Annotated in this window: 21 protein-coding genes and 5 tRNA genes; 19 read left to right on the forward strand and 7 right to left on the reverse strand. The window is 42.4% G+C overall.

All coding sequences use genetic code 11. The features are described from left to right. The first annotated feature begins 18 nt into the window (after positions 1 to 18). The 5 genes from BK139_RS22520 to BK139_RS22540 all read left to right on the forward strand — a co-directional run bounded on the left by BK139_RS22520 (position 19) and on the right by BK139_RS22540 (position 434). Positions 19 to 92 (forward strand) — tRNA-Gly (locus BK139_RS22520). A gap of 4 nt (positions 93 to 96) precedes the next feature. Further along, a tRNA-Ile gene (locus BK139_RS22525) sits at positions 97 to 173 on the forward strand. A 14-nt stretch (positions 174 to 187) separates the two neighbouring features. Next, positions 188 to 262: transfer RNA gene (locus tag BK139_RS22530), tRNA-Asn, on the forward strand. A 5-nt stretch (positions 263 to 267) separates the two neighbouring features. After that, a tRNA-Ser gene (locus tag BK139_RS22535) sits at positions 268 to 358 on the forward strand. A gap of 4 nt (positions 359 to 362) precedes the next feature. Then, a tRNA-Glu gene (locus tag BK139_RS22540) sits at positions 363 to 434 on the forward strand. Between the two features lie 81 nt (positions 435 to 515). Here the strand turns inward: BK139_RS22540 and BK139_RS22545 are convergent. Beyond that, positions 516 to 713: a hypothetical protein gene (locus BK139_RS22545; protein ID WP_076263270.1), complete on the reverse strand. Its 198-nt coding sequence runs from the start codon at positions 711 to 713 to the stop codon at positions 516 to 518. Between the two features lie 223 nt (positions 714 to 936). On the opposite strand from BK139_RS22545, the gene glgB reads away from it, so the two are divergent. From glgB to BK139_RS22570, 5 genes are read left to right on the forward strand one after another with little or no spacing between them, the layout of a single operon-like run. Then, a complete protein-coding gene (glgB, locus tag BK139_RS22550; protein WP_076263273.1) occupies positions 937 to 2,883 on the forward strand; it encodes a 1,4-alpha-glucan branching enzyme in 1,947 nt (648 codons plus the stop codon). After that, complete coding sequence (locus BK139_RS22555; protein ID WP_076263276.1) at positions 2,825 to 3,970, forward strand: glucose-1-phosphate adenylyltransferase; 1,146 nt, start codon at positions 2,825 to 2,827, stop codon at positions 3,968 to 3,970. The genes glgB and BK139_RS22555 overlap by 59 nt, the downstream gene beginning before the upstream one ends. Before the next feature lie 53 nt (positions 3,971 to 4,023). Then, positions 4,024 to 5,052: a GlgC family sugar phosphate nucleotidyltransferase gene (locus BK139_RS22560; protein WP_076263279.1), complete on the forward strand. Its 1,029-nt coding sequence runs from the start codon at positions 4,024 to 4,026 to the stop codon at positions 5,050 to 5,052. Then, the gene (gene glgA / locus BK139_RS22565; protein WP_076263282.1) at positions 5,049 to 6,500 is read left to right on the forward strand and encodes a glycogen synthase GlgA; all 1,452 of its coding nucleotides are present in this window, start codon (positions 5,049 to 5,051) and stop codon (positions 6,498 to 6,500) included. Before BK139_RS22560 ends, glgA begins: the two co-directional genes overlap by 4 nt. Beyond that, a complete protein-coding gene (locus tag BK139_RS22570; RefSeq protein ID WP_076263285.1) occupies positions 6,490 to 8,904 on the forward strand; it encodes a glycogen/starch/alpha-glucan phosphorylase in 2,415 nt (804 codons plus the stop codon). The genes glgA and BK139_RS22570 overlap by 11 nt, the downstream gene beginning before the upstream one ends. 44 nt (positions 8,905 to 8,948) lie before the next feature. On the opposite strand, the gene BK139_RS22575 is transcribed toward BK139_RS22570, so the two are convergent. Further along, complete coding sequence (locus tag BK139_RS22575) at positions 8,949 to 9,797, reverse strand: dimethylarginine dimethylaminohydrolase family protein (protein WP_076263287.1); 849 nt, start codon at positions 9,795 to 9,797, stop codon at positions 8,949 to 8,951. 154 nt (positions 9,798 to 9,951) lie between these two features. On the opposite strand from BK139_RS22575, the gene BK139_RS22580 reads away from it, so the two are divergent. Next, positions 9,952 to 10,164, forward strand: a complete 213-nt coding sequence (locus BK139_RS22580) for a hypothetical protein (protein ID WP_048011093.1) — start codon at positions 9,952 to 9,954, stop codon at positions 10,162 to 10,164. 61 nt (positions 10,165 to 10,225) lie between these two features. On the opposite strand, the gene BK139_RS22585 is transcribed toward BK139_RS22580, so the two are convergent. Further along, positions 10,226 to 10,990, reverse strand: coding sequence for a TraR/DksA C4-type zinc finger protein (locus tag BK139_RS22585; RefSeq protein WP_076263289.1), 765 nt, complete (start codon positions 10,988 to 10,990; stop codon positions 10,226 to 10,228). A 295-nt stretch (positions 10,991 to 11,285) separates the two neighbouring features. After that, positions 11,286 to 12,218 (reverse strand): 1,4-dihydroxy-2-naphthoate polyprenyltransferase, encoded by a 933-nt coding sequence (locus BK139_RS22590; RefSeq protein ID WP_076263291.1) that lies wholly within the window; start codon positions 12,216 to 12,218, stop codon positions 11,286 to 11,288. Between the two features lie 392 nt (positions 12,219 to 12,610). On the opposite strand from BK139_RS22590, the gene BK139_RS22595 reads away from it, so the two are divergent. From BK139_RS22595 to menC, 6 genes are all read left to right on the forward strand, one after another. Then, on the forward strand, positions 12,611 to 14,020 hold the full coding sequence (locus BK139_RS22595) for an isochorismate synthase (protein ID WP_076263294.1): 1,410 nt from the start codon (positions 12,611 to 12,613) through the stop codon (positions 14,018 to 14,020). Beyond that, positions 14,017 to 15,762: a 2-succinyl-5-enolpyruvyl-6-hydroxy-3-cyclohexene-1-carboxylic-acid synthase gene (gene menD / locus BK139_RS22600; RefSeq protein ID WP_076263297.1), complete on the forward strand. Its 1,746-nt coding sequence runs from the start codon at positions 14,017 to 14,019 to the stop codon at positions 15,760 to 15,762. The genes BK139_RS22595 and menD overlap by 4 nt, the downstream gene beginning before the upstream one ends. 6 nt (positions 15,763 to 15,768) lie before the next feature. After that, on the forward strand, positions 15,769 to 16,614 hold the full coding sequence (menH, locus tag BK139_RS22605; RefSeq protein WP_076263313.1) for a 2-succinyl-6-hydroxy-2,4-cyclohexadiene-1-carboxylate synthase: 846 nt from the start codon (positions 15,769 to 15,771) through the stop codon (positions 16,612 to 16,614). Between the two features lie 75 nt (positions 16,615 to 16,689). Beyond that, positions 16,690 to 17,511, forward strand: a complete 822-nt coding sequence (menB, locus tag BK139_RS22610) for a 1,4-dihydroxy-2-naphthoyl-CoA synthase (RefSeq protein ID WP_048011098.1) — start codon at positions 16,690 to 16,692, stop codon at positions 17,509 to 17,511. An 86-nt stretch (positions 17,512 to 17,597) separates the two neighbouring features. Then, on the forward strand, positions 17,598 to 19,085 hold the full coding sequence (locus BK139_RS22615; RefSeq protein ID WP_076263299.1) for an o-succinylbenzoate--CoA ligase: 1,488 nt from the start codon (positions 17,598 to 17,600) through the stop codon (positions 19,083 to 19,085). Position 19,086: 1 nt separating this feature from the next. Beyond that, positions 19,087 to 20,193, forward strand: a complete 1,107-nt coding sequence (gene menC, locus BK139_RS22620; protein WP_076263301.1) for an o-succinylbenzoate synthase — start codon at positions 19,087 to 19,089, stop codon at positions 20,191 to 20,193. Positions 20,194 to 20,555: 362 nt separating this feature from the next. Here the strand turns inward: menC and BK139_RS22625 are convergent, their stop codons facing one another. Together BK139_RS22625 and BK139_RS22630 are read right to left on the reverse strand one after the other, a co-directional pair. Further along, entirely contained in the window at positions 20,556 to 20,708 is a 153-nt protein-coding gene (locus tag BK139_RS22625; protein ID WP_076263303.1) for a DUF1540 domain-containing protein, read from the reverse strand. Positions 20,709 to 20,871: 163 nt separating this feature from the next. Further along, positions 20,872 to 21,843, reverse strand: coding sequence for a metal ABC transporter solute-binding protein, Zn/Mn family (locus BK139_RS22630; protein ID WP_076263306.1), 972 nt, complete (start codon positions 21,841 to 21,843; stop codon positions 20,872 to 20,874). 290 nt (positions 21,844 to 22,133) lie between these two features. On the opposite strand from BK139_RS22630, the gene BK139_RS22635 reads away from it, so the two are divergent. Beyond that, positions 22,134 to 22,697 carry a beta-class carbonic anhydrase gene (locus BK139_RS22635; protein WP_076263309.1) on the forward strand — a complete coding sequence of 188 codons (564 nt, stop codon included), beginning with the start codon at positions 22,134 to 22,136 and terminating at the stop codon, positions 22,695 to 22,697. On the opposite strand, the gene yidD is transcribed toward BK139_RS22635, so the two are convergent. Next, positions 22,694 to 22,933, reverse strand: coding sequence for a membrane protein insertion efficiency factor YidD (gene yidD / locus BK139_RS22640; protein ID WP_048011104.1), 240 nt, complete (start codon positions 22,931 to 22,933; stop codon positions 22,694 to 22,696). The genes BK139_RS22635 and yidD overlap by 4 nt on opposite strands. Positions 22,934 to 23,074: 141 nt before the next feature. On the opposite strand from yidD, the gene BK139_RS22645 reads away from it, so the two are divergent. After that, a complete protein-coding gene (locus tag BK139_RS22645; protein WP_076263311.1) occupies positions 23,075 to 23,548 on the forward strand; it encodes an S-ribosylhomocysteine lyase in 474 nt (157 codons plus the stop codon). Positions 23,549 to 23,692 lie beyond the last annotated feature (144 nt).

Raw genomic sequence — 23,692 nt, forward strand, 5'->3', positions numbered from 1 at the left:
CACCATTAATAACCTTATGCGGGTGTAGTTTAGTGGTAAAACCTCAGCCTTCCAAGCTGATGATGAGGGTTCGATTCCCTTCACCCGCTCCAAAATGGGCCTATAGCTCAGCTGGTTAGAGCGCACGCCTGATAAGCGTGAGGTCGATGGTTCGAGTCCATTTAGGCCCACCATTTTATATTATTGTTCCGCAGTAGCTCAGTGGTAGAGCATTCGGCTGTTAACCGAACGGTCGTAGGTTCGAATCCTACCTGCGGAGCCATATATGGGGAAGTACTCAAGTGGCTGAAGAGGCGCCCCTGCTAAGGGTGTAGGTCGGGTAACCGGCGCGAGGGTTCAAATCCCTCCTTCTCCGCCATATTGGCCCCTTGGTCAAGCGGTTAAGACACCGCCCTTTCACGGCGGTAACACGGGTTCGAATCCCGTAGGGGTCATACAAAAAAGCTGTCAACAATTTGTTGGCAGCTTTTTTGTTGTCTTTGTGCAGATCACTTTTGCGTTCCGTCCGCTCCTATTTAATCAAATTTCTCTTCTTCCCTGCTTAATTTATTGCCTGGATTATTCAAATCGATTTCAGAAGATATTCCCGTATAAGGGCCCCTAAACATATCACCAGTGGCCATAATCTTTCCATCTGGTGCTTCAAATAGCGGAATTCTTATTTCCTTTTTGGAAGCCTCATTCAATAATAACTCTTCTTCTTTATTGCTCAAAATATTATTCTCCTTTCATTTTTTGCTTGCATACTTTGTTTTATTTTGTCTAAGTTTACCGGAGATTATGTCGAAGGCTGTTAAAATGGGCAAAATGCTATCGGATATTAGCGGAATATGAATGTTGTTGTCATAAAATTAAAAAAACTTTTACAAGGACTTTTCCCAGATGCAGCGAATATAACAGGAAAGTCAAAAGAATCGAGACTGGGTGGGGAGAAGGATGGTAGTGGATACTTTGTTTCCAACCGATTATCAGCTGCATTTGTTCCATGAAGGGACGCTTTATGAGAGTCACCAGTTATTTGGTGCACATGTAGTTTCAAACGGAGGAGCAGTGATTACCCGTTTTTGTGTATGGGCACCGAATGCTGAAATTATCAGATTAGTCGGTGATTTCAATGATTGGAATGGAGAAGGCTATACCTTACATAGAGTGAATAAGGAAGGTGTCTGGATTATTCAGCTGGATGGAAACATGGAAGGTGCCTTGTATAAGTATGAAATTACTACAAAGAAAGGAGATATGCTTTTAAAGGCTGATCCTTATAGTTTTTTTTCAGAAGTAAGGCCGAATACAGCTTCTAAAGTATATTCGCTGGATGGATATCAGTGGAATGACAGCAAATGGATGCAAAAAAAAGAAAAGAAGCCTATTTTTACAGAGCCTGCGGTCATTTATGAGGTCCATCTTGGTTCGTGGAAGCAAAAAGAATCGGGCAGTCCCTATACGTACCGGGAGCTTGCAGGGGAATTAATACCTTATGTGGTGGAGCATGGGTTTACTCATATAGAATTGCTTCCTCTAATTGAGCATCCGCTCGACGCTTCCTGGGGCTATCAGGGAACAGGTTATTACTCGGTTACCAGCCGTTATGGCAGTCCTCATGATTTTATGTATTTTGTTGATCAATGCCACCAGCATGGTGTTGGGGTGATTCTGGACTGGGTGCCGGGGCACTTCTGTAAAGATGCCCATGGCCTTTATCAGTTTGATGGTTCGTATTTGTATGAGTATGAAACAGAAGGTGACAGAGAGAACCGGGTATGGGGAACCGCCAATTTTGATCTCGGCAAAAATGAAGTGCAGAGTTTTCTTATTTCCAACGCTGTTTTTTGGATGGAGAAATACCATATTGACGGCTTCAGGGTTGATGCAGTTGCTAATATTATTTATTGGCCGAACCGGGATGGGAAAACAGAAAATCCGTTTGGTACCGGTTTTCTGCAAAATCTCAATAAAGTGGTTTCACAATATGATTCTTCCTTTCTCATGATGGCAGAGGATTCAACAGACTGGCCGCAAGTGACTGCACCAGTTCATTATGGGGGGCTGGGTTTTCATTACAAGTGGAATATGGGCTGGATGAATGACGTCCTTACATATATGGAAACAGAGCCCGAGAGGCGATCTGGTGTCCATGGGAAAATGACATTTTCACTTTTATATGCTTTTACAGAGAACTTCATACTGCCTTTTTCACATGATGAAGTTGTCCATGGAAAAAAATCGCTGCTGGATAAAATGCCGGGCGATTATTGGCAAAAGTTTGCCCAATACAGGCTCCTTTTAGGCTATATGATTGTCCATCCAGGCAAGAAGCTTCTTTTCATGGGGAGTGAACTAGGGCAGTTTTCCGAATGGAAAGACAAAGATCAGCTTGATTGGCATCTGCTTGATTACGAGATGCATAAAAAAGCAAATGATTATGTGAAAGAATTAATAAAGGTTTATAAACGTTCCAAGCCTCTTTTTGAACTTGATCACCTTCAGGATGGCTTTGAATGGATTGATTGTCATAATTCGCACCAATCCATCTTTTCTTTTATCAGGAAAGGCTCCAAAGAGGATGATTATCTCGTGATTGTCTGCAATTTTACACCGGCTATATATCCAAAATATCGTATAGGCGTACCAGATATGGGATCTTACCGGGAAATACTTAACAGTGACAATGATAGCTTTGGAGGATCAGATTGCATAAACAAGAGGGTCATTAAGAGTGAGGAAAAAGAGTTTCATGGCAAGCCGTTCAGTTTGGAAATGTCTATTCCGCCATTTGGCATTTCAATATTACGCCCTGTAAAACATCGGAAGGAGAGGAAGGAAAATGGGAAAGAAAAAGTGCGTCGCAATGCTATTAGCAGGAGGGAAAGGGAGCAGGCTTAGTTCTCTGACAAAAAGCCTGGCGAAACCTGCAGTTCCTTTTGGTGGAAAGTATAGGATCATTGATTTTACATTGAGCAATTGCACCAATTCCGGAATTGATACAGTCGGTGTTTTGACACAATACCAGCCGCTGGTTCTGAATTCGTATATTGGCATAGGCAGCGCATGGGATCTTGATAGAAAGAACGGCGGTGTGACAGTGCTGCCCCCTTACAGCGAATCATCGGAAGTCAAATGGTATACAGGAACAGCCAGTGCCATTTATCAGAACCTCAATTATCTAAAGCAATATGATCCAGAATATGTCCTGATCTTATCCGGTGATCATATTTATAAAATGAATTATGAGCTGATGCTTAAATATCATATTGAAAAAGGCTCGGATGCCACTATTTCAGTAATTGAAGTGCCTTGGCCGGAGGCAAGCAGATTTGGCATCATGAACACGGATGGTGAGATGCGGGTCGCAGAATTTGAGGAAAAACCAGCATATCCAAAAAATAATCTGGCTTCCATGGGAATATATATTTTTAATTGGTCTGTTTTAAAGGAATATCTGGAAATGGATGACCGCAACCCGGAATCTAGCCATGACTTTGGGAAGGATATCATTCCATTAATGCTTGATGAAAATAAAAAGCTGTTCGCATACCCGTTTAATGGCTACTGGAAGGACGTTGGTACAGTTAAAAGCCTGTGGGAAGCAAATATGGATTTACTGGATGATGAGTGCGAGCTGAATCTTTTTGATCATGATTGGCGGATTTATTCGGTGAATCCGAATCACCCTCCCCAGTATATTTCAACTCAGGCGGAAGTTGCAGAGTCTTTGATAAATGAAGGCTGTACGGTTGAGGGCGAAGTGGAAAAGTCAGTGCTTTTTCAAGGGGTTCAGGTTGGGAAGAATACGGTGATCCGTGAATCGGTCATTATGCCTGATGCTGTGATTGGCGAAAATGTTTATATTGAAAAGGCGATTGTGCCAAGCGGAATGAACATACCTGATGGCGTTGTGATTAGTGCTTCCGAAGAAGATGACGAAATTATTCTGATAACACAGGAAATGATACAGGGTATTTGTTCTTAATTTACAGCTGGATGCCTAAACGGCTCCTGGCCAATAAAACGGGAGGGAATGTCATGAAGAAGAGAATGCTTGGTGTAATAGACGCAACAACCTACCATGAAGGTTTAGAGGAATTGACAGTACACAGGTCGCTCGCAGCTGTTCCGTTTGCAGGCCGCTACAGGCTGATCGATTTTGTTCTCTCCAATATGGTCAACTCGGATATTGAGAGTGTTGCCATATTTCCGAAGTATCAATATCGCTCTTTAATGGATCATCTTGGTTCAGGCAAAAACTGGGACCTAAACAGAAAAAGGGATGGGCTATTCTTTTTTCCGTCTCCTTTGCTGGATAGTCCAAGTAAAGGGATCGGATCTTTCAATCACTTTGCTGCCAATTTGGATTATTTTTATCGCAGCAAGCAGGAGTATGCCTTGATCTCGAACTGTTTCACCGTTTTTAATATGGATTTCAGGCCTGTTCTGGATAGACATATTATGACGGGGTGTGATATTACAGTTGTTCGCCAGGATGGACGGTCCCTGGAAATGTACCTTGTAAAAACCTCGATGCTTATTAGTTTAATAGAAAATAGAAACGAAACAGGATACACGTGCATGAGTGATGTTGTTACAGATATCCACCATTCGTACACGATATGCAATTATGAATATACCGGCTTGGCTGTTATGATTGATTCCATTGAAAATTACTTTGCTGCCAGCATGGGGCTATTGGAACCGGAGGCATGGAATAATATTTTTCTGCGCAGCCAGCCCATTTATACAAAAGTAAAAGATGAACCGCCAACCCGATATGTAAAAGGTGCGAGCGCAAAGAATTCAATGATTGCAAATGGCTGCATGATTGAAGGAACAGTCGAGAACAGCATTATCTCCCGCGGGGTCAAAATTGGCAAGGGCTCAGTCGTGAAAAATTGTATAATCATGCAAAAAACCCAAATTGGAGAGAACTGTGTTTTAGACTCTGTTATTTTAGATAAAGATGTTAAGGTAGAATCCGGTGCCAGAATTGAGGGAAGAAGTGAAATGCCTCTGGTAATTCGCAAGGGTACCGTACAAGGAGCGCTGATGAACTCGTGAAAGTATTGTTTGCTGTTTCTGAATGTGTTCCATTCGTCAAATCCGGAGGTCTTGCAGACGTAGCCGGTTCTCTTCCGAAAGAGCTTGCCAAACAGGGGACTGACGTACGGGTGATTCTTCCCAAGTATGGTTCCATATCAGATGATTTTAAAAAGAAAATGTCAAAAAAGTGCGAGTTTACAGTTCAGGTAGGCTGGAGAAACCAGTATTGCGGAATTGAAGAACTTGAGCACCAGGGAATCATATTCTATTTTGTGGATAATGAATATTACTTTAACCGTGAAAAATTATACGGCTATTTTGATGATGGAGAGAGGTTTGCCTATTTTAACCGGGCCGTGCTGGATGCTCTTCAGCATATAGATTACTGTCCAGATGTTATTCACAGCCATGATTGGCATACCGGGATGATTCCTTTTCTCCTCAGGGTTGAGTATCGTGCGAAAAAGGGGTATGAATTCATTCGGACAGTCTTCACCATTCATAACCTTCAATTTCAGGGGATTATGCCAGGGACTGCTTTAGGGGATCTATTAGGGCTTGACTATAGCCATTTCCATCCGGATAAGCTTGAATTCTTCGGAAACATCAATTTCATGAAGGGCGGACTTGTCGCTGCTGATAAAATTACCACAGTCAGTCCTACGTATAAAGATGAAATTCAAACGGAGTATTACGGTGAGAAGCTGCATGATTTGCTGAAACGCAGAGCTTGTGACCTGGAAGGAATCTTAAATGGGATTGATGATGAATTTTATAATCCTGAAAAGGATCCATATATAAAAGAGAACTATGCCGCTGAAAAGCTGCAGATTAAAAAAGAGAATAAAGTTCATCTTCAGAAAAAATTCGGCTTGCCGGTGAAGGAAAAGGTTCCTTTGATAGCCATGGTTACGAGGCTGACAAAGCAAAAGGGCCTGGACCTTGTAAAATGTGTGTTCCATGAGCTTATGCAGGGTGATGTTCAAGTCCTGATTCTAGGGACTGGAGACCCTGAGTTTGAGCAATTTTTCAGGGAGATGGAAGCGGGCTACCCGGATAAATGCAAAGCATATATTGGGTTTGATGAAGGGCTTGCACATGAATTCTATGCAGGGTCCGATTTATTCTTAATGCCTTCACAATTTGAGCCCTGCGGGTTAGGGCAGATGATTGCGATGAGATATGGCTCCATTCCCATCGTCAGGGAAACAGGCGGTTTAAATGATACCGTCCATTCTTACAATGAATACACAGGAGAAGGAAACGGTTTTTCCTTCAGCCACTTTAATGCCCATGACATGCTGTACACCATTCGAAGAGCAATAAGCTTTTACAGTGACAGCAAATTATGGGAGCAGATTATGAAAAATGCGATGGGTATGGATAACAGCTGGGCACAATCTGCTTTCAAATACAATCAGCTATATGCAGGCCTTGTTTCAAGGAGTGAAAGCCATGTTTTCTGATCGCGATGAGTTCAAAGAGGAATTCCTGAAGAAACTGGAGATGACCTGTGGAAAAAGCTTTGGCGAAAGCACAGAAAGAGATCATTACTTCACTCTCGGAAATATGATCAGGGAACATGTGAGCACAGAGTGGATTAATACAAATGAACGATACCGCATCGACCGTGAAAAGCAGGTATATTACTTATCCATCGAGTTTTTATTGGGCCGCCTGCTTCATCATAATCTGATAAACCTGGGAATTGAGCAGGTTGTAAAAGAAGGCCTGGCAGATCTGGGCATTGACCTCAACCGCCTTGAAGAAATCGAAGCAGATGCAGGGCTTGGAAACGGGGGACTGGGACGTCTGGCTGCCTGCTTTATGGACTCGCTGGCATCCTTAAACCTTCCCGGCCATGGCTGTGGAATTCGCTATAAGCATGGCCTATTTGAGCAGAAAATTGTGGATGGCTATCAGGTGGAGCTTCCGGAGCAGTGGCTGCGGAACGGCCATGTATGGGAAGTCCGAAAAGCCGATCTGGCCATTGAAGTTCCTTTTTGGGGAAAAGTCGAAACGGCAGAGGACAACGGAAGGCTTGTGTTTCGCCATGTAAATGCGGAAACCATTTCGGCTGTTCCCTACGATATGCCTGTCGCCGGCTATCAAACAGATACGATTAACACTCTCAGGCTTTGGAATGCTGAACCGTCTCCTTATCCTGTAAATCATGATATTTTAAAATATAAGCGGGAAACCGAATCTGTTTCCGAGTTTCTATATCCTGATGATACCCATGATGAGGGGAAGATCCTGAGGCTGAAGCAGCAATACTTTCTTGTTTCGGCCAGTATCCGTTCCATTGTCCGTTCCTATCGAAAGCAGCATACCAGTTTAAGAGATTTCCATGAATATGTGAGCATTCATATTAATGATACACATCCGGTTCTTGCCATTCCTGAACTTATGAGAATCCTGCTGGATGAAGAGGGAATGGGCTGGGAGGAAGCCTGGGATATTACGGTCCGGACGATTGCCTATACGAATCATACAACTCTTTCAGAGGCATTGGAGAAATGGCCTGTCCGCATTTTCCAGCCTTTGCTGCCGCGGATTTTTATGATAGTGAATGAAATCAATGAGCGCTTTTGCCGCGATCTTTGGGACAGATATCCGGGTGACTGGAAGCGGATTGAGGATATGGCAATTATCGCACATGACCAGGTTAAGATGGCACATCTTGCCCTTGTTGGCAGCTCCAGCGTAAATGGTGTTGCCGCCCTTCATACAGAAATCTTAAAGAAGCGGGAAATGAATCAGTTTTATGAAATTTTTCCTGAGAAATTTAATAATAAAACCAATGGGATTACACACAGAAGATGGCTTTTGAAAGCCAATCCGCTTTTGTCTGGTCTTATAAATGAGAGCATTGGGGCAGGCTGGATTCGGGAACCGGAAAAGCTCCGCGAGCTGGCAGATTTTAAGAATGATAGAGTTTTCCTTGGGCAGCTGCATCAGATTAAGCAATTGAACAAGGAAAGATTGGCAAAGCGCATTCAGGAGCAGCAGGGCATTAAGATTGATACGTCTTCGATTTTTGACATTCAGGTTAAGCGTCTGCATGCTTATAAACGCCAGCTGCTAAATATTCTTCATGTTATGCATTTATATAACAGGCTGAAGGAAGATTCCAATTTCCGCATGCATCCGCGGACTTTTATTTTTGGAGCAAAAGCTTCCCCTGGCTATTACTATGCAAAGAAAATCATCAAATTAATTAATACCGTTGCTGAAAAGGTAAACAGCGATCCGCAGACAAGAGATGTTCTAAAGGTTATCTTTCTTGAAAATTACCGGGTTTCTCTGGCGGAGGAAATTTTCCCCGCTGCAGATATCAGCGAGCAGATTTCTACAGCAAGCAAGGAAGCATCAGGTACAGGGAATATGAAATTCATGATGAATGGAGCTTTGACAGTTGGTACACTGGATGGAGCCAATATTGAGATAAAAGAAAAAGCAGGAGATAACAATATTTTCATCTTTGGCCTGACGGCAGATGAGGTGCTCAGCTATTACCAGAATGGCGGATATAATTCCAGGGAGTATTACCATCATGATAAGCGAATCCGCCAGGTCACCGACCAGCTTGTGAATGGATTTTTCCCGGATGCAGATGATGAGTTCGAGCCCATTTTTGATTCATTGCTGATGGAAAATGACCAGTACTTTGTATTGCGGGATTTTGCTTCGTATGTCAATATCCAGAAAGAAGCCGGAAAGGCATATGAGGATCGGAATCATTGGCTGAAAATGAGCTTAATGAACATTGCCGGTTCAGGCTATTTTTCAAGCGACCGCACAATCAGCGAATATGCACGCGAAATATGGAAAATCAAGCCCGCTGGCGTTGAGATGATGAATAAGTAGTAAGAAAAACAGCCCTTCTTGTGAGAAGAGGCTGTTTTTGGTGATTAATGTTGACTGCGCTTAACCGGCATGGTACAGCAGCGGAAGGCACCTCCGGATTTAATAATTTCAGTAATGTCTACCTCAATGACTTCATAGCCCCTGGACCTGAGCTCTTTATTGACATTCTTATTAATGGGAAGACTGAAGATTTTTTTATTGCCAATTGAGAGGACGTTCGTTCCAAGAGTGAATTGCTCCTCTTCGGAGACTTTAATTAAATCATAGCGCGATTCCAGCATTTTTACTTTTTCCCCATGAATCTCTCCTGGAAAAATAAGAGCTTCCTCTGGTGAAATGACATTAAATACACAATCAAGGTGAAGATATGTATCAGTGAAGGGGACGGATATGACTTCATAATCAGGCATAAGGCTGCGAAGATGTTCAATCGCTTCCTCGTGGGTCCGGCTGCTGACTCCTGCGTATATAGTCTGGCCATCGATGAGAACATCGCCACCTTCTATACGATCACCGGTAAGATTGTAAAAAGGAACCTGATTTACTTCCAGCCATTGTTTCAGAATATTTTCCTCTCCCTGCCGGATATCAGCTGCCATTTCGGCAACATACACCTTTTCTCCAAGCGTGAATCCGATATCACGGGTAAAAACCTGCTCAGGGTATTTTTCAAGCGGGGGCAGCAATACGACTTCGACACCCTGATCTTTTAATGCGCTGACAAAGTGCCTGTGCTGTTTCATCGCCACGTCGATGTTAATACCCTCTTTTTCATAATGCTTCTGCGTTTCATTAATGGTATCTACTATCGTCATGTACTTTGGTTCACATAACACCACTTGTTCAAGTTTGTCATATTCTGAAAAGCATGCTGCTTTCATTTGTGCGGACATAATGAACCTCCCAGCAATTTATTCTAAAACTAATATTTCCTTTGTGGCGAAGTTTTACTCTGCAAAGGAAAAATATTAACAATAATTTCCACTACAAAAAAGGTTTAAAAACCCTGATAATGAAATCATTAGATATAAAGGGGGTAGCTGTTAAGTGTACCAAATCGAGAGAGGATCTATGGAAGAAGTTTTGCTGCATCTTCAAAATATTGGACTGCAACTAAATGAATTCGAGAAAACAAGTGATTCTATTCCGGTGAAAAATTATAAAGAACTACTGGAATTCAGCATCTCCATTGCCCGCCGCACAAACGATGTTTCCGATACTATTGATGAGATTATCCAGGATATCGAATCCAAACTATAAATAAGGGTATCTTATTTTGCCATTTGACATAAAAAAGCGATGCAGCTGCATCGCTTTTATTTTAATCCTTATCTTTCTTATCTTCATCCACATAGCCGTCAGTCTCATGATACGGCACATCGCCGAAAGGTGCTTCGATATCATTTTCATCCAGCATCGCTTCATACTCTTCCTGTTTCTTGGAAGGATAGATTTTTCTCTCCTTGCCTTCAAGATCATTACCGACAAATGTCTCATAATCTTCTGTAAACCCTTCGTCGTCATGGCCTTCATTATAAAGGGAATTATAATCTTCATAGTCGCCCCTTAAATCAGAGGGTGTCTCAGAAGTGCCAAACCGGGCAACTTCCTGAAAGCTGTCTTCATTATCTACTACTTCCCTGAATTGATGATGCTGGAAGGTATTTCCGTGAGCAGGTTCAAGCACATCTTCTTCAACAGGACGGTCTCCCGGCACGTTTTGTTCCGGACTATGATCCTTACAGTAAAGGGTTGCCGGAATCACTTCCAGCCGCTCGTATGGAATATCAGAACCGCACTCTTTGCATTTGCCGTATGAACCATTTTCTATTGCCATTAGTGCAGCATTCACTTTATTGAGTTCGGAGTCATGATGCTCTTCTAAAGCAAAATCCTTTTCACGTTCATAAAGTTCAGAACCCATATCTGCCGGATGGTTATCATACAGTGATAGCTCTCCTACTGCATCTCTGGCACTTGCACCTTCCAGACTTCCTTCTTTATTACCCTGCAGCTGGGACTCCAGTGATTCCTTTTCATCATTCAATTCCTTTTTTAAAGTGCTGATCTGTTCATTGGTCAACATATTATGTCACATCCTTAGTTTTGATGATTTTTATAAAAGCCTGTTGATCTGATAGTCAAGCTTATAATAAAGCCGAGCTCTGACAGTTTTGCTCCGCCGGATATCAAATCTTAGTCTATATGGGTTTAGTATGGACGTAGTTTGCAAAATCATAACGGAAGAAGTAATTTTACGGCCTGCATCTTCCTTACGTAAAAAATACCCGTTAATAATGGGATGAAACCAGGATGACGATTTCTGCTGATTTTTTCCAAGCAAAAAACCCCTGCCATAGAAGCAGAGGTTTAATAGATGATTATAGTAGATATCCGAGAAACAGGCCTACTGATAAAAGGAAGCCAAAGATTGTATTTGTCTGTGCAGTTGCTTTCATCGCAGGCATCATTTGCATCGGAAGTGTTTTGCCGATGAAGCCCTTCGTTGCTTTAATGGCCTTAGGCACACTAAGGACAACGATAGCAAGCCATGGTGTTATGATGTTCATGGCGATTAATATGAAGACCCATGCATAAGACACGATGAACATACCGGCAAGCAGGTTAATCGCTCCATTTTTTCCTAAAAGAATAGCCAATGTTTTACGGCCGAATTCCTTGTCTCCATCCAGGTCTCTGATATTATTGGCCAGCAGAATGGCGCCAACAAGAATCAATATTGGGAATGAAACTAAAACACTTGTTGCGGTTACGGTTCCTGCCTGGATATAGAAAGAAATAAGAATGATTAGCATACCCATGAAAAAACCTGCGAATAATTCACCAAATGGTGTGTAGGCAATCGGAAGAGGACCGCCTGTATATAAATATCCTACTGCCATGGAGGCAAGTCCGATTACTGCAATCCACCAGCTTGTGTTCATGCAAATATAGAAACCAAGCAATATCGAAACTCCGTACAGCCCAAAGGCCAAATTCAGGACCGTTTTTGGTTTGATTCCTTCGCGGACAATCGCTCCGCCGATTCCAACAGAGTCTTCCGTATCAAGCCCTCTTTTGAAATCATAATATTCGTTAAACATATTGGTAGCAGCCTGAATCAGCAGACTTGCTGCCAGCATGGCAAAAAACAGGCTGAAATTTATTTCGGTAAGTTCCATTGCAAGAGCTGTTCCAAGTAAAACCGGAACAAAAGCAGCGGTCAAAGTGTGCGGCCTGGTCAGCTGCCACCAGACTCTCCAGTTCTTTGAGCTCGAAGCAGGCGGAAAATTGGTCTGTGCTTGTGGTTGCATGATAACTCTCCCCTTATTTATCTATTCTGTAGTGGTCAATCATTGCATCATTCAAACTTGTTTATTTTAACTGATTATCAGGGTATTGTCAAAGTAAACCCCCATACGCCAACTATACCAAACACCTTAAGTTTAGGAAAATACGGCAGGAGTGTCAACGTATTATTGCCGTAAAATGCACCGGTATTTGCCATGAATGCTGTAACGTAACAGTTATTTACAGTGAACCTGAGTTAATTGATATTATAGATGCCGAAAGTAAGCTATAATATAAAGGATACAAAAAGGAATGGCTGGATTGACATCATTGACATTCCTTGAATCACAGGTGTATCTTAGAATGAGTTTAAAGTAGGATAACGGCAAATTAAGCTGTTATTGGAGGGATTTTTTTGGTTACGATACAAGATACGGAACTAAAAGAAGGGATCCAGGAGGCGATTGAGAGGGCCAAAGCCTTATCAAAGCCTGTTTTAGTGAGTGAAGTGAAAAAAATAAATCATATAGACCCCCTTTCTTTTTATGCGGCAGGAAAGAGCCGTTTTTTTGGTGAACGCTTTTTCTGGAAGGATCCTTCCGGTGAAGCTTATATAATCGGGCTTGGCATCTGCAGGCAAATCCAGTCAGACGAAAGTACAGACAGATTTAATCGGGTTGAAAAGGAATGGAAGCGTTTTATTAATAACAGTATCATTTTTAACTCTTATAATGAAAATGCAACCGGGCCCGTGATGTTTGGCGGTTTTTCTTTTGACCCGCTGAAGCAAAAAACAAAGCTTTGGTCGAAGTATTCCAATTCCCTTTTTCATGTGCCGGCTTATATGTACAGTGAAATCAATGGACAAGCTTTTTTGACAACAAATGTTGTCTGTACACAGCATGATAGTGAATCACTTTTTGAAAAGATAGCCGCTGAAAGAAGTATCCTAATAGGTTCAATTAATGATTATCATCCTGAGAGTGCAAACACTCTTCAGGAAGAAGCAGATATCAATCCCGAAAAATGGATGGAGACAGTGGATGAAATTGTTAATGAACTAAAATCAGGATCCCTATTAAAAAAGGTTGTGCTTGCGAGGGAATCCAGGCTCATTTATGAAAAGCCGATTGAGATTGAAAGAGTTCTTCAGAATTTGATGAAAATGCAGAGTGAAAGCTTTATCTTTGCGTTTGAATCGAACGGTGACTGCTTTATTGGAGCCTCTCCTGAACGCCTTATAAAAAAATACGGGGAAAACGTGTTTACAACTTGTCTGGCAGGTTCCATCCCCAGAGGCAAAACGGAAGAAGATGATCATATCCTTGGAGAAACATTACTGCATGATCAAAAGAACTTGACTGAACATCAATATGTGGTGGATATGATAAAGGAAGCTATGGAAGAATCCTGCACAGAAGTTGAACTGCCGAATGAGCCGCAGCTGATGAAGATGCGGGATATTCAGCACCTATATACCCCTGTAATAGGAAAGACCAGGGAAGATGCTTCCCTTCTTGCTTTAGTCGACCGTCTTCACCCGACTCCTGCGCTTGGAGGCCTGCCTAAAAGAGAAGCTGTAGAAAAAATCAGAGAAGCAGAAGAACTGGATCGCGGCTTTTATGCTGCTCCATTAGGATGGATGGATTTTAGAGGAAATGGCGAATATGCTGTTGCGATAAGATCCGGTCTAATTCAGGGGAATGAGGCATCCTTATTTGCAGGCTGCGGAGTGGTACAGGATTCAAATGCCGAAAGCGAATACCAGGAAACAAAAATTAAATTCCGGCCTATGCTTACGGCTCTTGGGGGTTATGAGAAGTGAATCATCAGGAAGCTTTAACTTCATATATAGCCGCATTTGTGGCTGAATTAGTAAAAAGCGGGGTAGAGGATGTCGTGGTCAGTCCCGGCTCCCGTTCTACCCCAATGGCAATGGTAATGGCAGAGCATCCGGAGCTTCGTGTACATATTCATGTAGACGAGCGTTCGGCTGCCTTTTTTGCGTTGGGCATTGCTAAAGCATCCCAAAAACCGGCAGCTTTACTGTGTACATCCGGAACAGCAGCAGCCAATTACTACCCCGCCATTGTGGAAGCACGGTATTCCAGAGTGCCGCTAATCGTGCTTACGGCGGACCGGCCACATGAACTAAGGGATGTAGGCGCTCCACAGGCAATCGATCAGATTCACTTATATGGTAAAAATGTAAAGTGGTTTGTTGAGATGGCTCCTCCCGAGAATTCAGCAGAAATGCTTCGTTATGCACGAACAGTATGTGCTAGAGCTGCTTCTGCCGCCAAGAGTTCGCCGGCTGGACCTGTACATCTTAATTTCCCTTTCCGTGAGCCGCTAGTTCCGCAGCTGGATCGTGCTGATTTATTTGAGCTTAGTGAACGAACGGAAGGGTATGTAAATATTCAGGGTGGCAAACTTAGTTTGCCTCATGAAGAGTACAAAGAAATGGCACAGGTTTTAAACTCCGCACAAAAAGGGATTATAATCTGCGGTCATTTGGAAAAATCCGGCTTCCCGGCTGCCGTTATTAAACTGGCGGAAAAGCTGAACTTTCCGATCATTGCCGATCCATTATCACAGTTGAGAAGCGGACTGCACGATGGCAGTTTCATTATGGATGCATATGATACCTTTTTGAAAAATGACGATGCAAAAAAAGCGCTTAAGCCGGATCTCATCATTCGCTTCGGTGCTATGCCTGTATCAAAGCCATTGTCCATTTTCATGAAAGAAAACAGTACTGCCCGGCAGATAATTGTTGATGGAGGCGGCGGATGGCGTGATCCTTCATTGCTCTCGACCGAAATGATTCATTGCGATGAGCTGCTGTTCTGCGAATCCGTCATGTCATATTTAAACGCTTCAGAGAATGATGAATTCATTGCACTGTGGAAAAAAATCAATGATCTTACAAGAGTAAGGCTTGCTGATATTAATGAAGCAGATGAATTGAGCGAGGGTAAATTGTTTTTCCAGCTGGCAGAAATGCTTCCGGAAGACTCCACCTTATTTGTAGGAAACAGTATGCCTATACGGGATCTGGATACTTTCTTCCATTTTAATCAAAAAGGCATTAAAGTAATGGCCAACAGGGGAGCAAATGGCATTGATGGCACCGTTTCAACAGCTCTGGGTGCCGGAATGGCATCCCAGCCGCTCTATCTTGTGCTCGGTGATTTAACTTTCTTTCATGATTTAAACGGTTTAATAGCCTCTAAGCAGTATGGAATTGATATTAATATATTGCTGATTAATAATAATGGAGGAGGAATCTTTTCATTCCTGCCTCAGGCGAATTACCCCAATAACTTTGAAAAACTGTTCGGAACACCGCTGGATCTTGATTTCAGCCATGCCATTAAGATGTTTGGCGGGCAATATGATTTGATATCGGATTGGGAACATTTTATTTCCGCCTTCAAACGGAACATGGACATACCCGGCTTGAAGGTAATGGAAATTACGACAAATCGGGACAGGAATTTAACTGAGCATCGAGAATTGTGGAATTCTGTTTCCCGGGAAATAAGTCGATTGCTGGAAGGGTGAATGCCGATGAAATATGTCATGAATGGGGTTCACTATCATGTCGATACGTGGGGTAAGGGATTTCCGCTCCTGCTTCTTCATGGCTTCACGGGAAATAGTGAGGGGTGGAAAGAGTTCACTCCATTCTGGGAAGGTCACTCGAAGACAATAGCTTTGGATATCATCGGCCATGGGAAGTCTGGAGCACCATCTGATATTGCCCATTATCAAATAGAAGAGTGTGCCGCTGTGATAAACAGTCTCTTAGAAGAGATGGGAATCGGGAAAATTGATGTTCTTGGATATTCCATGGGGGGACGGCTTGCGCTGACTTTTGCAGTTAAATATCCTGAAAAAGTCCGCACGCTGATTTTGGAAAGTGCTTCCCCAGGGCTTAGGACAGAAGAAGAAAGGCATGAAAGAAGAGTGCAGGATGCCAGGCTGGCTGACAGAATCAGGAAGGAAGGCATTGTGAATTTTATCGATTATTGGGAGAATATCCCCTTATTTCAAAGCCAAAGAAATCTTCCTGATCAAGTACGAACACGAATAAGAAACCAGCGTATGGCCAATTCTATAGGTGGTCTGGCAAACAGCCTGAATGGCATGGGCACAGGTTCACAGCCATCCTGGTGGGAGGAGCTCGGTAATCTGAAAATGCCAGTCCTTCTATTGACCGGGGAGCTGGACAAAAAATTCTGCAGAATTGCAGAAGAGATGTCGAAAGCATTGCCAAATGTTCAGTGGAAGCCCGTCAAAAATGCAGGACATGCAATTCATGTGGAGAAACCTGAATTATTTGGTACAATAGTAAGTGGGTTTTTGTCGCAATCAGGGGAGATTAATACAAAAACAGTAAAGATTGAAGAATGATGTCCTTTGCTCGCGTTAAGCTGTGCGGCAATTATCGCGCTATTTAATACAATACATATTGAGGAGGAAACATGTATGTCAGCTGTAGAATGGGTTGCAGGAAAAAAGTACGAAGAGATTATGTATGAAACATACAATGGAATTGCGAAAATTACCATCAATAGACCGCAAGTCCACAATGCCTTTACTCCAAGAACCGTAATGGAATTAATTGATGCCTTTGCGTACGCACGTGATGATGAAAATGTAGGTGTTATAGTCCTTACAGGTGCAGGAGACAAAGCATTTTGTTCAGGCGGAGACCAATCTGTCAGAGGACATGGCGGATATGTAGGGGATGACCAGATCCCTCGTTTAAATGTTCTGGATCTTCAGCGCTTAATCCGTGTCATTCCTAAGCCGGTTATTGCGATGGTAAAAGGCTATGCGATTGGCGGAGGACATGTCCTTCATATCGTATGTGACTTAACGATTGCAGCTGATAACGCTGTATTTGGACAAACAGGACCGAAAGTGGGAAGCTTCGATGCAGGTTACGGTTCAGGATATCTTGCAAGAATCGTCGGCCATAAGAAAGCACGCGAAATTTGGTACCTGTGCCGCCAGTACGGCGCCGAGGAAGCTCTGGATATGGGGCTTGTTAATACGGTTGTGCCGCTTGAGAAAGTGGAAGAAGAAACAATTAAGTGGTGTGAAGAAATTCTGGAGAAGAGCCCGACTGCTATCCGCTTCTTGAAGGCTGCCTTCAACGCCGATACAGACGGACTTGCTGGAATCCAGCAATTCGCCGGTGACGCAACTCTTCTATACTATACAACGGATGAAGCGAAAGAAGGCCGTGACGCATTCAAAGAAAAGCGCAAGCCGGACTTTGGCCAATTCCCGCGTTTCCCTTGATTTGAGGGGTATACTATTTTTCAGCTTGATGGCCAGTCCATCAGGCTGTTTTTATATGAAAAATCGCATGAAGTGAGGTGTTTATGATGGAAGCGCAAATAGTGCCGAATTTTCTTCAAAAGCGGGCATTTTTAACACCTGAACGCCCAGCTCTTTCATTCTTGGGAGAAACCTATACATTTTCCGAAGTATATGATCGTGCATACATGATAGCAGGGCAATTACAGGCAGCTGGATTAACGGGAGGCCAGTTTGCAGGTGTGCTGCTGAGAAATCATGAAGACAGTGTTTTTATCCTTTTGGCTCTGCAGCTAATCGATGTGAAGGCCGTTATATTAAATAACAGGCTGACTGCCGAGGAATTAATTTGGCAACTGGATGATTCGAAGTCCGCTTTCCTTTTGACAGAGAGTTCCTTTGATGGAATCAGCCAAAAGGTTGTAAACTCTTTACCGGGAATTTCGGCAATACATAAAGAAGCGCTCTTCAGGAAAGATCCTGCCGAGCCGGCATTAATAGAGGAAATAAGTCTTAATGAGGTTTGTACTGTCATGTATACATCCGGTACAACAGGGAATCCGAAAGGCGTTCTGCAAACATACGGTAATCATTGGTGGAGTGCAGTGGGGTCTGCATTAAACTTAGGGCTGAATGAAAACGACAGCTGGCTGTGTGCTGTTCCGATTTTTCATATTAGCGGCTATTCCATTTTAATGCGAAGCATCATCTACGGCATGAAAATGGTTCTTTTTGAATCTTTCCATGAGAAAAAAGCCATCAAAGCCATTTCCGGAGAAAAAGTGACCATCATGTCTGTTGTGAGTACGATGCTCACTCGGATTGCAGGTGAACTAAAAAATGAGCGGCTGCCGGACTATTTCAGATGTATGTTATTAGGGGGAGGTCCAGCAGCGAAATCTCTTCTGGAAGTTTGCAGGGAGAAGGGTATTCCTGTTTACCAGACTTACGGAATGACGGAAACTTCGTCACAGATTGTTACTCTGGCACCGGAATACAGTTTCAGCAAATTAGGTTCAGCCGGTAAGCCTTTATTTCCTTCTCAGCTGAAAATTGTTAATCAGAATGGGGGGATTGCGGATCCTGAAGAAGCCGGTGAGATTCTTGTGAAAGGCCCGAATGTGACGAAAGGGTATTTAAACCGTGAAGAAGAAACTGCGAAAAAAATAAATGATGGCTGGCTCTCAACCGGAGATATAGGCTATGTCGATCAAGAAGGATTTTTATATGTACTTGATCGGCGTTCAGACTTAATCATTTCAGGCGGGGAAAATATTTATCCTGCTGAAATTGAGGGCGTTCTTGCTTCACACCCCCAAATATGGGATGCAGGGGTTATTGGCATGAAGGACAAGGTATGGGGTGAGGTGCCTGTCGCCTTTATTGCAGGGGACGAAAGCCTAGATAAAAAAGAATTGACAGAGTACTGCTTAGAGAGGCTGGCAAAGTATAAAGTGCCTAAAAAGATCATCATGATTAATGAAATTCCCAGGAATGCTTCAAAGAAGATATTAAGAAGGAAGCTACGGGAACTTCTCGGGGAAAGCGGGAAATAGCATGGATATAAAAACTATTACTTTGTATAGAATTGCGATGCCCCTAAAAACGCCATTTTCCACTCATTTAGGAACTGTCAAGGACAGAGAGGGAATCATAGTTGAAGTAATTGATACGGAAGGACGGAAGGGATATGGGGAAGGAGTCGCTTTTTCTTCCCCCTGGTATACAGAGGAAACGGTTGAGACGAGCTATCATATGCTAAAGGAGTTTCTTATCCCGATCCTGCGAAAAGCTGGTATTAAGCATCCTTCAGATGCAGGACGTGTTTTTGAAGCCCTGAGAAGAAATCAAATGGCAAAAGCAGCGCTGGAAACGGCTTTATGGGATCTGGCTGCCAAAAAAGAAAATAGCTCTCTTTCTAAATTTATAGGCGGTAAGAGGGAACAAATTCTATCCGGCGTGGTTGTTGGCGCCAAAACAAAGGAAGAAGTAAGAAAGCAAATTGAAAGCTATCTGGAAAGCGGCTATCAAAGGGTCAAAATAAAGATCAGCCCCGAAAATGATTATGAATTGATCTCAGAAATCCGCCGCTATTATCCCGATTTGCCAATAATGGCTGATGCTAATTCAGGTTACTCATTGGAGGATATAGACCAGTTAAAAAGGCTTGATGACTTCGGGCTTATGATGATTGAACAGCCGCTTGAACATGATGATATTGTTGATCATGCAAAGCTTCAGAAGGAATTGCAAACACCGATCTGCCTGGATGAAAGTATTGTTACCTTTAATGATGCCAGAAGAGCTGTCGAGCTTGAAAGCTGTAAAGTTATCAATATTAAGATTGGCCGGGTTGGAGGTTTAGGGACAGCAAAGAAAATCCATGATTATTGCCTGGATAAAGGGATCGCAGTCTGGTGTGGAGGTATGCTCGAGTTTGGAATCTCCCGTGCCCATAATATTGCGCTGGCTTCTCTGGAGGGCTTTGCCATTCCAGGTGATATTTCAGCGTCACAAAGGTATTGGGAAGAAGATATTATTCTTCCTGAAGTCACCGTAAAGAACGGAATGATTAAGGTTCCCGATAAACCGGGAATTGGTTTTGAGATTAATGAGAAAAGACTGAGTGAAGTTACAATCTCAAAGGAAAGTTTTGTCCTGTAGAAAAAAACCGCAGTTCTATTCCGGCAGAACGGCGGTTTTCTTTTGAATGCAAAAAAATAAGGCGCATCCGCAGCGCCATATATAATCAATTAATGAGTAATTTCGTCTTTAATAAATGAATCTTCTTTAATGGCAAAGGAGCTTAATCCAGCAGCAGCGGCAAAAGCAGCTCCAAGCAAAATAACGGTTGATAACATATGTATCACTCCTATAGGTTATTGTTATTCTATACATTCCCGATAAAAAAAATAATAAACTTATTTATATAAAAAAAAGCGGTGCAGCCTATGCACCGCTTTTGCAGTAATATGCATAAATGGCATTGCCGGAATTCGACAAAATTCGGGCGGTGCCTGTCACCATTAATGCGGTTCGAACGTTTTGCAGTCTGTTTCTTTAGTGTCGTCTGCCGTTTTGCCAGTATGGCTGACTACGTATATCTGGTCTGCGCTGCATAGGTTTCCATCTTTCCAGAAAGTGCAGTTGTTTACTTCACATAAAACATCTTTTGCCATCGATTATTCCTCCTAAGCAGAAAAAATATGACCAGGCCGAAATCGCGTGGTCTTTTATATTTTCTGCAATGGCTGGCGAAACAGTCATGGCATTTGCAGGAATGTTATGGCCAGAGCTTTTTAGATGAAAAAACCTCCCAAGGCGGGAGGTGAAATATGATTATTATTCATTTAAAGCTTTTTCAAGGGCCGACAGATTGTCTTGCATAAGAGTAAAATACGTTTGTTTCTCTTTAAGATCTTTTTCCGTTAAAACGGATAAATTATGAAGTTGTAAAGGGGTTGCGCCAATTTCTTTTTGCAGAATTTCAGTCAGTTTTGAGCTGACATTCTGTTCAAAAAATACATATTTTAAGTCATGTTCTTTTGCTTCAGCAATGATTTTCTGCAGCTCTTTCTGAGTAGGCTCACTGGAAGAATTTAAACCGGATACACTGATTTGATCCAGATCATAACGGTCTTCCCAATAACCATATGCTGAGTGTGAAACGATGAATTCCTTATGCTTTGCACTTTGAACTGTCTGCTCAAAATCATTGTGAAGATTATCAAGCTCCTGGGCAAGCTCCATATAATTTTGTTCAAACTGCTTTTTCTGATCAGGCATCTGTTCCACTAAAGCATCTTTTATAGATTCAGCCAATTCTTTGGAGTATAAAGGATCAAGCCAAACATGCGGGTCAATATCCCCGTGATCATGATCATGCCCGTCTTCAGCACCAGCTTCATGATCATCTGCATTTTCTTCTTCATGCGCGGGATCATGATTTACATCTGAGTGGACAAACTCTAAGTTTTCTCCAGCCGCCACCATTTTTACATTCTCATTTTTCAGTGTTTCTTTTGCCTTCTCCACAAAACCCTCAAGACCCAGTCCTATAAAAATAAATAGATCTGAATCGGCCAGCTTCATCATATCTTTTTGAGATGGTTCAAAAGTGTGTTCATCCGACCCGGGCGGGTAGATGGTTTCAACTTTTATCGCTTCTCCTCCGATTTGTTCAGTAAAGTATTGAAGAGGATAAACCGTTGTATAAACCATAGTCTTGCTGCTGTTTTCCTCTGTCTTATCACCTGTACAGCCAGAAAGAACAAGGATTAGCCCCAGAATATATATCAAAAATGCCTTTTTCATTTTTCTCCTCCTTTTATAAAGCGTAGTTATTACGATTTAAAGAACGGACCATATTTTAAATAATGTTTATAAGTATGGTATTAATACGTAATCATTACGATTTTCCTTAGTAATCTTACAAAATATCCAGCTAAAAAGCAAGGAAAAAATTTGTTTGGAGCTTCTACTTTATGTATCATAATTGTAGAGGCCAGTGAAAGGTCTTTATTAGTATTGACATTTTTTCGTCAAGTATGGGAGCAATAGCTCTTACAATCAAAGTATTCACAAAAAGACAGGGAGTGGAACAATTGAAACTTTTAGAAGAGATCTTAAACCATAACCAGCAATTTGTTGAAGAAAAAAAGTACGAAGAGTTTGAAACAACGAAATTTCCTAATAAGAAAATGGTTATTTTGACTTGCATGGACACACGTTTAGTAGAGCTTTTGCCAAAAGCGCTTAATGTAAGAAACGGTGATGTGAAAATCATTAAGAACGCAGGAGCTTTAGTAACCCACCCATTTGGAAGTATTATGAGAAGCATATTAATAGCTGTTTATCAGCTGCAGGCGAAAGAAGTATTTGTAATTGGCCATCATGACTGCGGCATGAGTGGAATGAAGGCTGATGCGGTTGTCAGCAGCATGAAGGAGAGAGGCATTACTGACGATGCACTGGATACGATGACATATTCAGGAATCGCTGCAGATGATTGGCTAAGAGGTTTTGAAAATGTAGAGGATAGTGTATCCCATAGTGTACATATGGTGAAAAAGCATCCGCTGATGCCGGCAGATGTGCCTGTGCATGGGCTTGTTATTCATCCCGGCACAGGCAAGCTTGACCTTGTAGTGGACGGATACGAGGGTTAATTCTTTTTCTTTTTGGGCCATTGCTCTGGAACCAGGTCGACACCGCCCGGATGAAGGGGATGGCATTTAAGGATCCGTTTTATTGTCAGCCAGCCGCCCTTGAAGGCGCCGAATCGCTTAACTGACTCCAGCCCATAATGGGAACATGTCGGATAAAACCGGCATGTAGGAGGCTTGAGCGGGGAAATCACAATTTGATAAAAACGAAATATTGAAATGAGAATTTTTTTTAGCATGGCATTACCTTTCCCGGTTAAATCATATTTTCTTTTAAAATAACATAATATCATGGAAAAGTCATAATTTTCATATTAATTTGATGAATTTAGTCGGATATTATGTTATAGTAAAAGGAAAACTTTAGGGGAGTGTTTTATATGCCTTCAGTAGAAAGTTTCGAGTTGGATCATAATGCTGTAAAAGCGCCTTACGTGAGGCACTGCGGTGTCCATAAGGTGGGCAGTGACGGATTAGTGAACAAGTTTGATATCCGGTTCTGCCAGCCAAATAAACAGGCGATGAAGCCGGATGTCATACACACACTTGAGCATCTCCTAGCGTTTAATATCCGTACTCATGCAGAGAAATATGACCATTTCGACATTATTGATATTTCCCCGATGGGCTGCCAGACCGGCTATTATTTAGTGGTAAGCGGTGAGCCGTCAGTTGAAGAAATAATTGATCTGCTGGAAGCTACAATGGAAGATGCAGTTGAAATTACTGAAATCCCCGCGGCAAATGAGAAGCAATGCGGTCAGGCAAAGCTTCATGATCTTGAAGGGTCAAAGCGTCTTATGAGATTCTGGCTGCAACACTCAAAGGATGACTTGAAACAGGTTTTTGCATAAAGTGAAACTTCAATCAGTGGGGGTTTTCCTTATCCCCACTGATTGTTAGTCGCGTTAAGATCTCCGCTAGCGCTTCGATCAATCGACACTACGAACCCGATTGGTTCAACTAAGCCTCTGCCTGCGCATCGGCAAGTTTCACTG

Source organism: Paenibacillus sp. FSL R5-0490 (assembly GCF_001956215.1).
Taxonomy (GTDB): Bacteria; Bacillota; Bacilli; order Bacillales; family Cytobacillaceae; genus Cytobacillus.

Excerpts from the sequence above, each read along its gene's own strand:
- glgB (WP_076263273.1), top strand. The coding sequence starts at position 937 with ATGGTAGTGGATACTTTGTTTCCAACCGATTATCAGCTGCATTTGTTC.
- BK139_RS22555 (WP_076263276.1), top strand. The coding sequence starts at position 2,825 with ATGGGAAAGAAAAAGTGCGTCGCAATGCTATTAGCAGGAGGGAAAGGG.
- BK139_RS22560 (WP_076263279.1), top strand. The coding sequence starts at position 4,024 with ATGAAGAAGAGAATGCTTGGTGTAATAGACGCAACAACCTACCATGAA.
- BK139_RS22570 (WP_076263285.1), top strand. The coding sequence starts at position 6,490 with ATGTTTTCTGATCGCGATGAGTTCAAAGAGGAATTCCTGAAGAAACTG.
- BK139_RS22575 (WP_076263287.1), bottom strand. The coding sequence starts at position 9,797 with ATGTCCGCACAAATGAAAGCAGCATGCTTTTCAGAATATGACAAACTT.
- BK139_RS22585 (WP_076263289.1), bottom strand. The coding sequence starts at position 10,990 with ATGTTGACCAATGAACAGATCAGCACTTTAAAAAAGGAATTGAATGAT.
- BK139_RS22590 (WP_076263291.1), bottom strand. The coding sequence starts at position 12,218 with ATGCAACCACAAGCACAGACCAATTTTCCGCCTGCTTCGAGCTCAAAG.
- menH (WP_076263313.1), top strand. The coding sequence starts at position 15,769 with ATGAAATATGTCATGAATGGGGTTCACTATCATGTCGATACGTGGGGT.
- menB (WP_048011098.1), top strand. The coding sequence starts at position 16,690 with ATGTCAGCTGTAGAATGGGTTGCAGGAAAAAAGTACGAAGAGATTATG.
- BK139_RS22615 (WP_076263299.1), top strand. The coding sequence starts at position 17,598 with ATGGAAGCGCAAATAGTGCCGAATTTTCTTCAAAAGCGGGCATTTTTA.
- menC (WP_076263301.1), top strand. The coding sequence starts at position 19,087 with ATGGATATAAAAACTATTACTTTGTATAGAATTGCGATGCCCCTAAAA.
- BK139_RS22625 (WP_076263303.1), bottom strand. The coding sequence starts at position 20,708 with ATGGCAAAAGATGTTTTATGTGAAGTAAACAACTGCACTTTCTGGAAA.
- BK139_RS22630 (WP_076263306.1), bottom strand. The coding sequence starts at position 21,843 with ATGAAAAAGGCATTTTTGATATATATTCTGGGGCTAATCCTTGTTCTT.
- yidD (WP_048011104.1), bottom strand. The coding sequence starts at position 22,933 with ATGCTAAAAAAAATTCTCATTTCAATATTTCGTTTTTATCAAATTGTG.
- BK139_RS22645 (WP_076263311.1), top strand. The coding sequence starts at position 23,075 with ATGCCTTCAGTAGAAAGTTTCGAGTTGGATCATAATGCTGTAAAAGCG.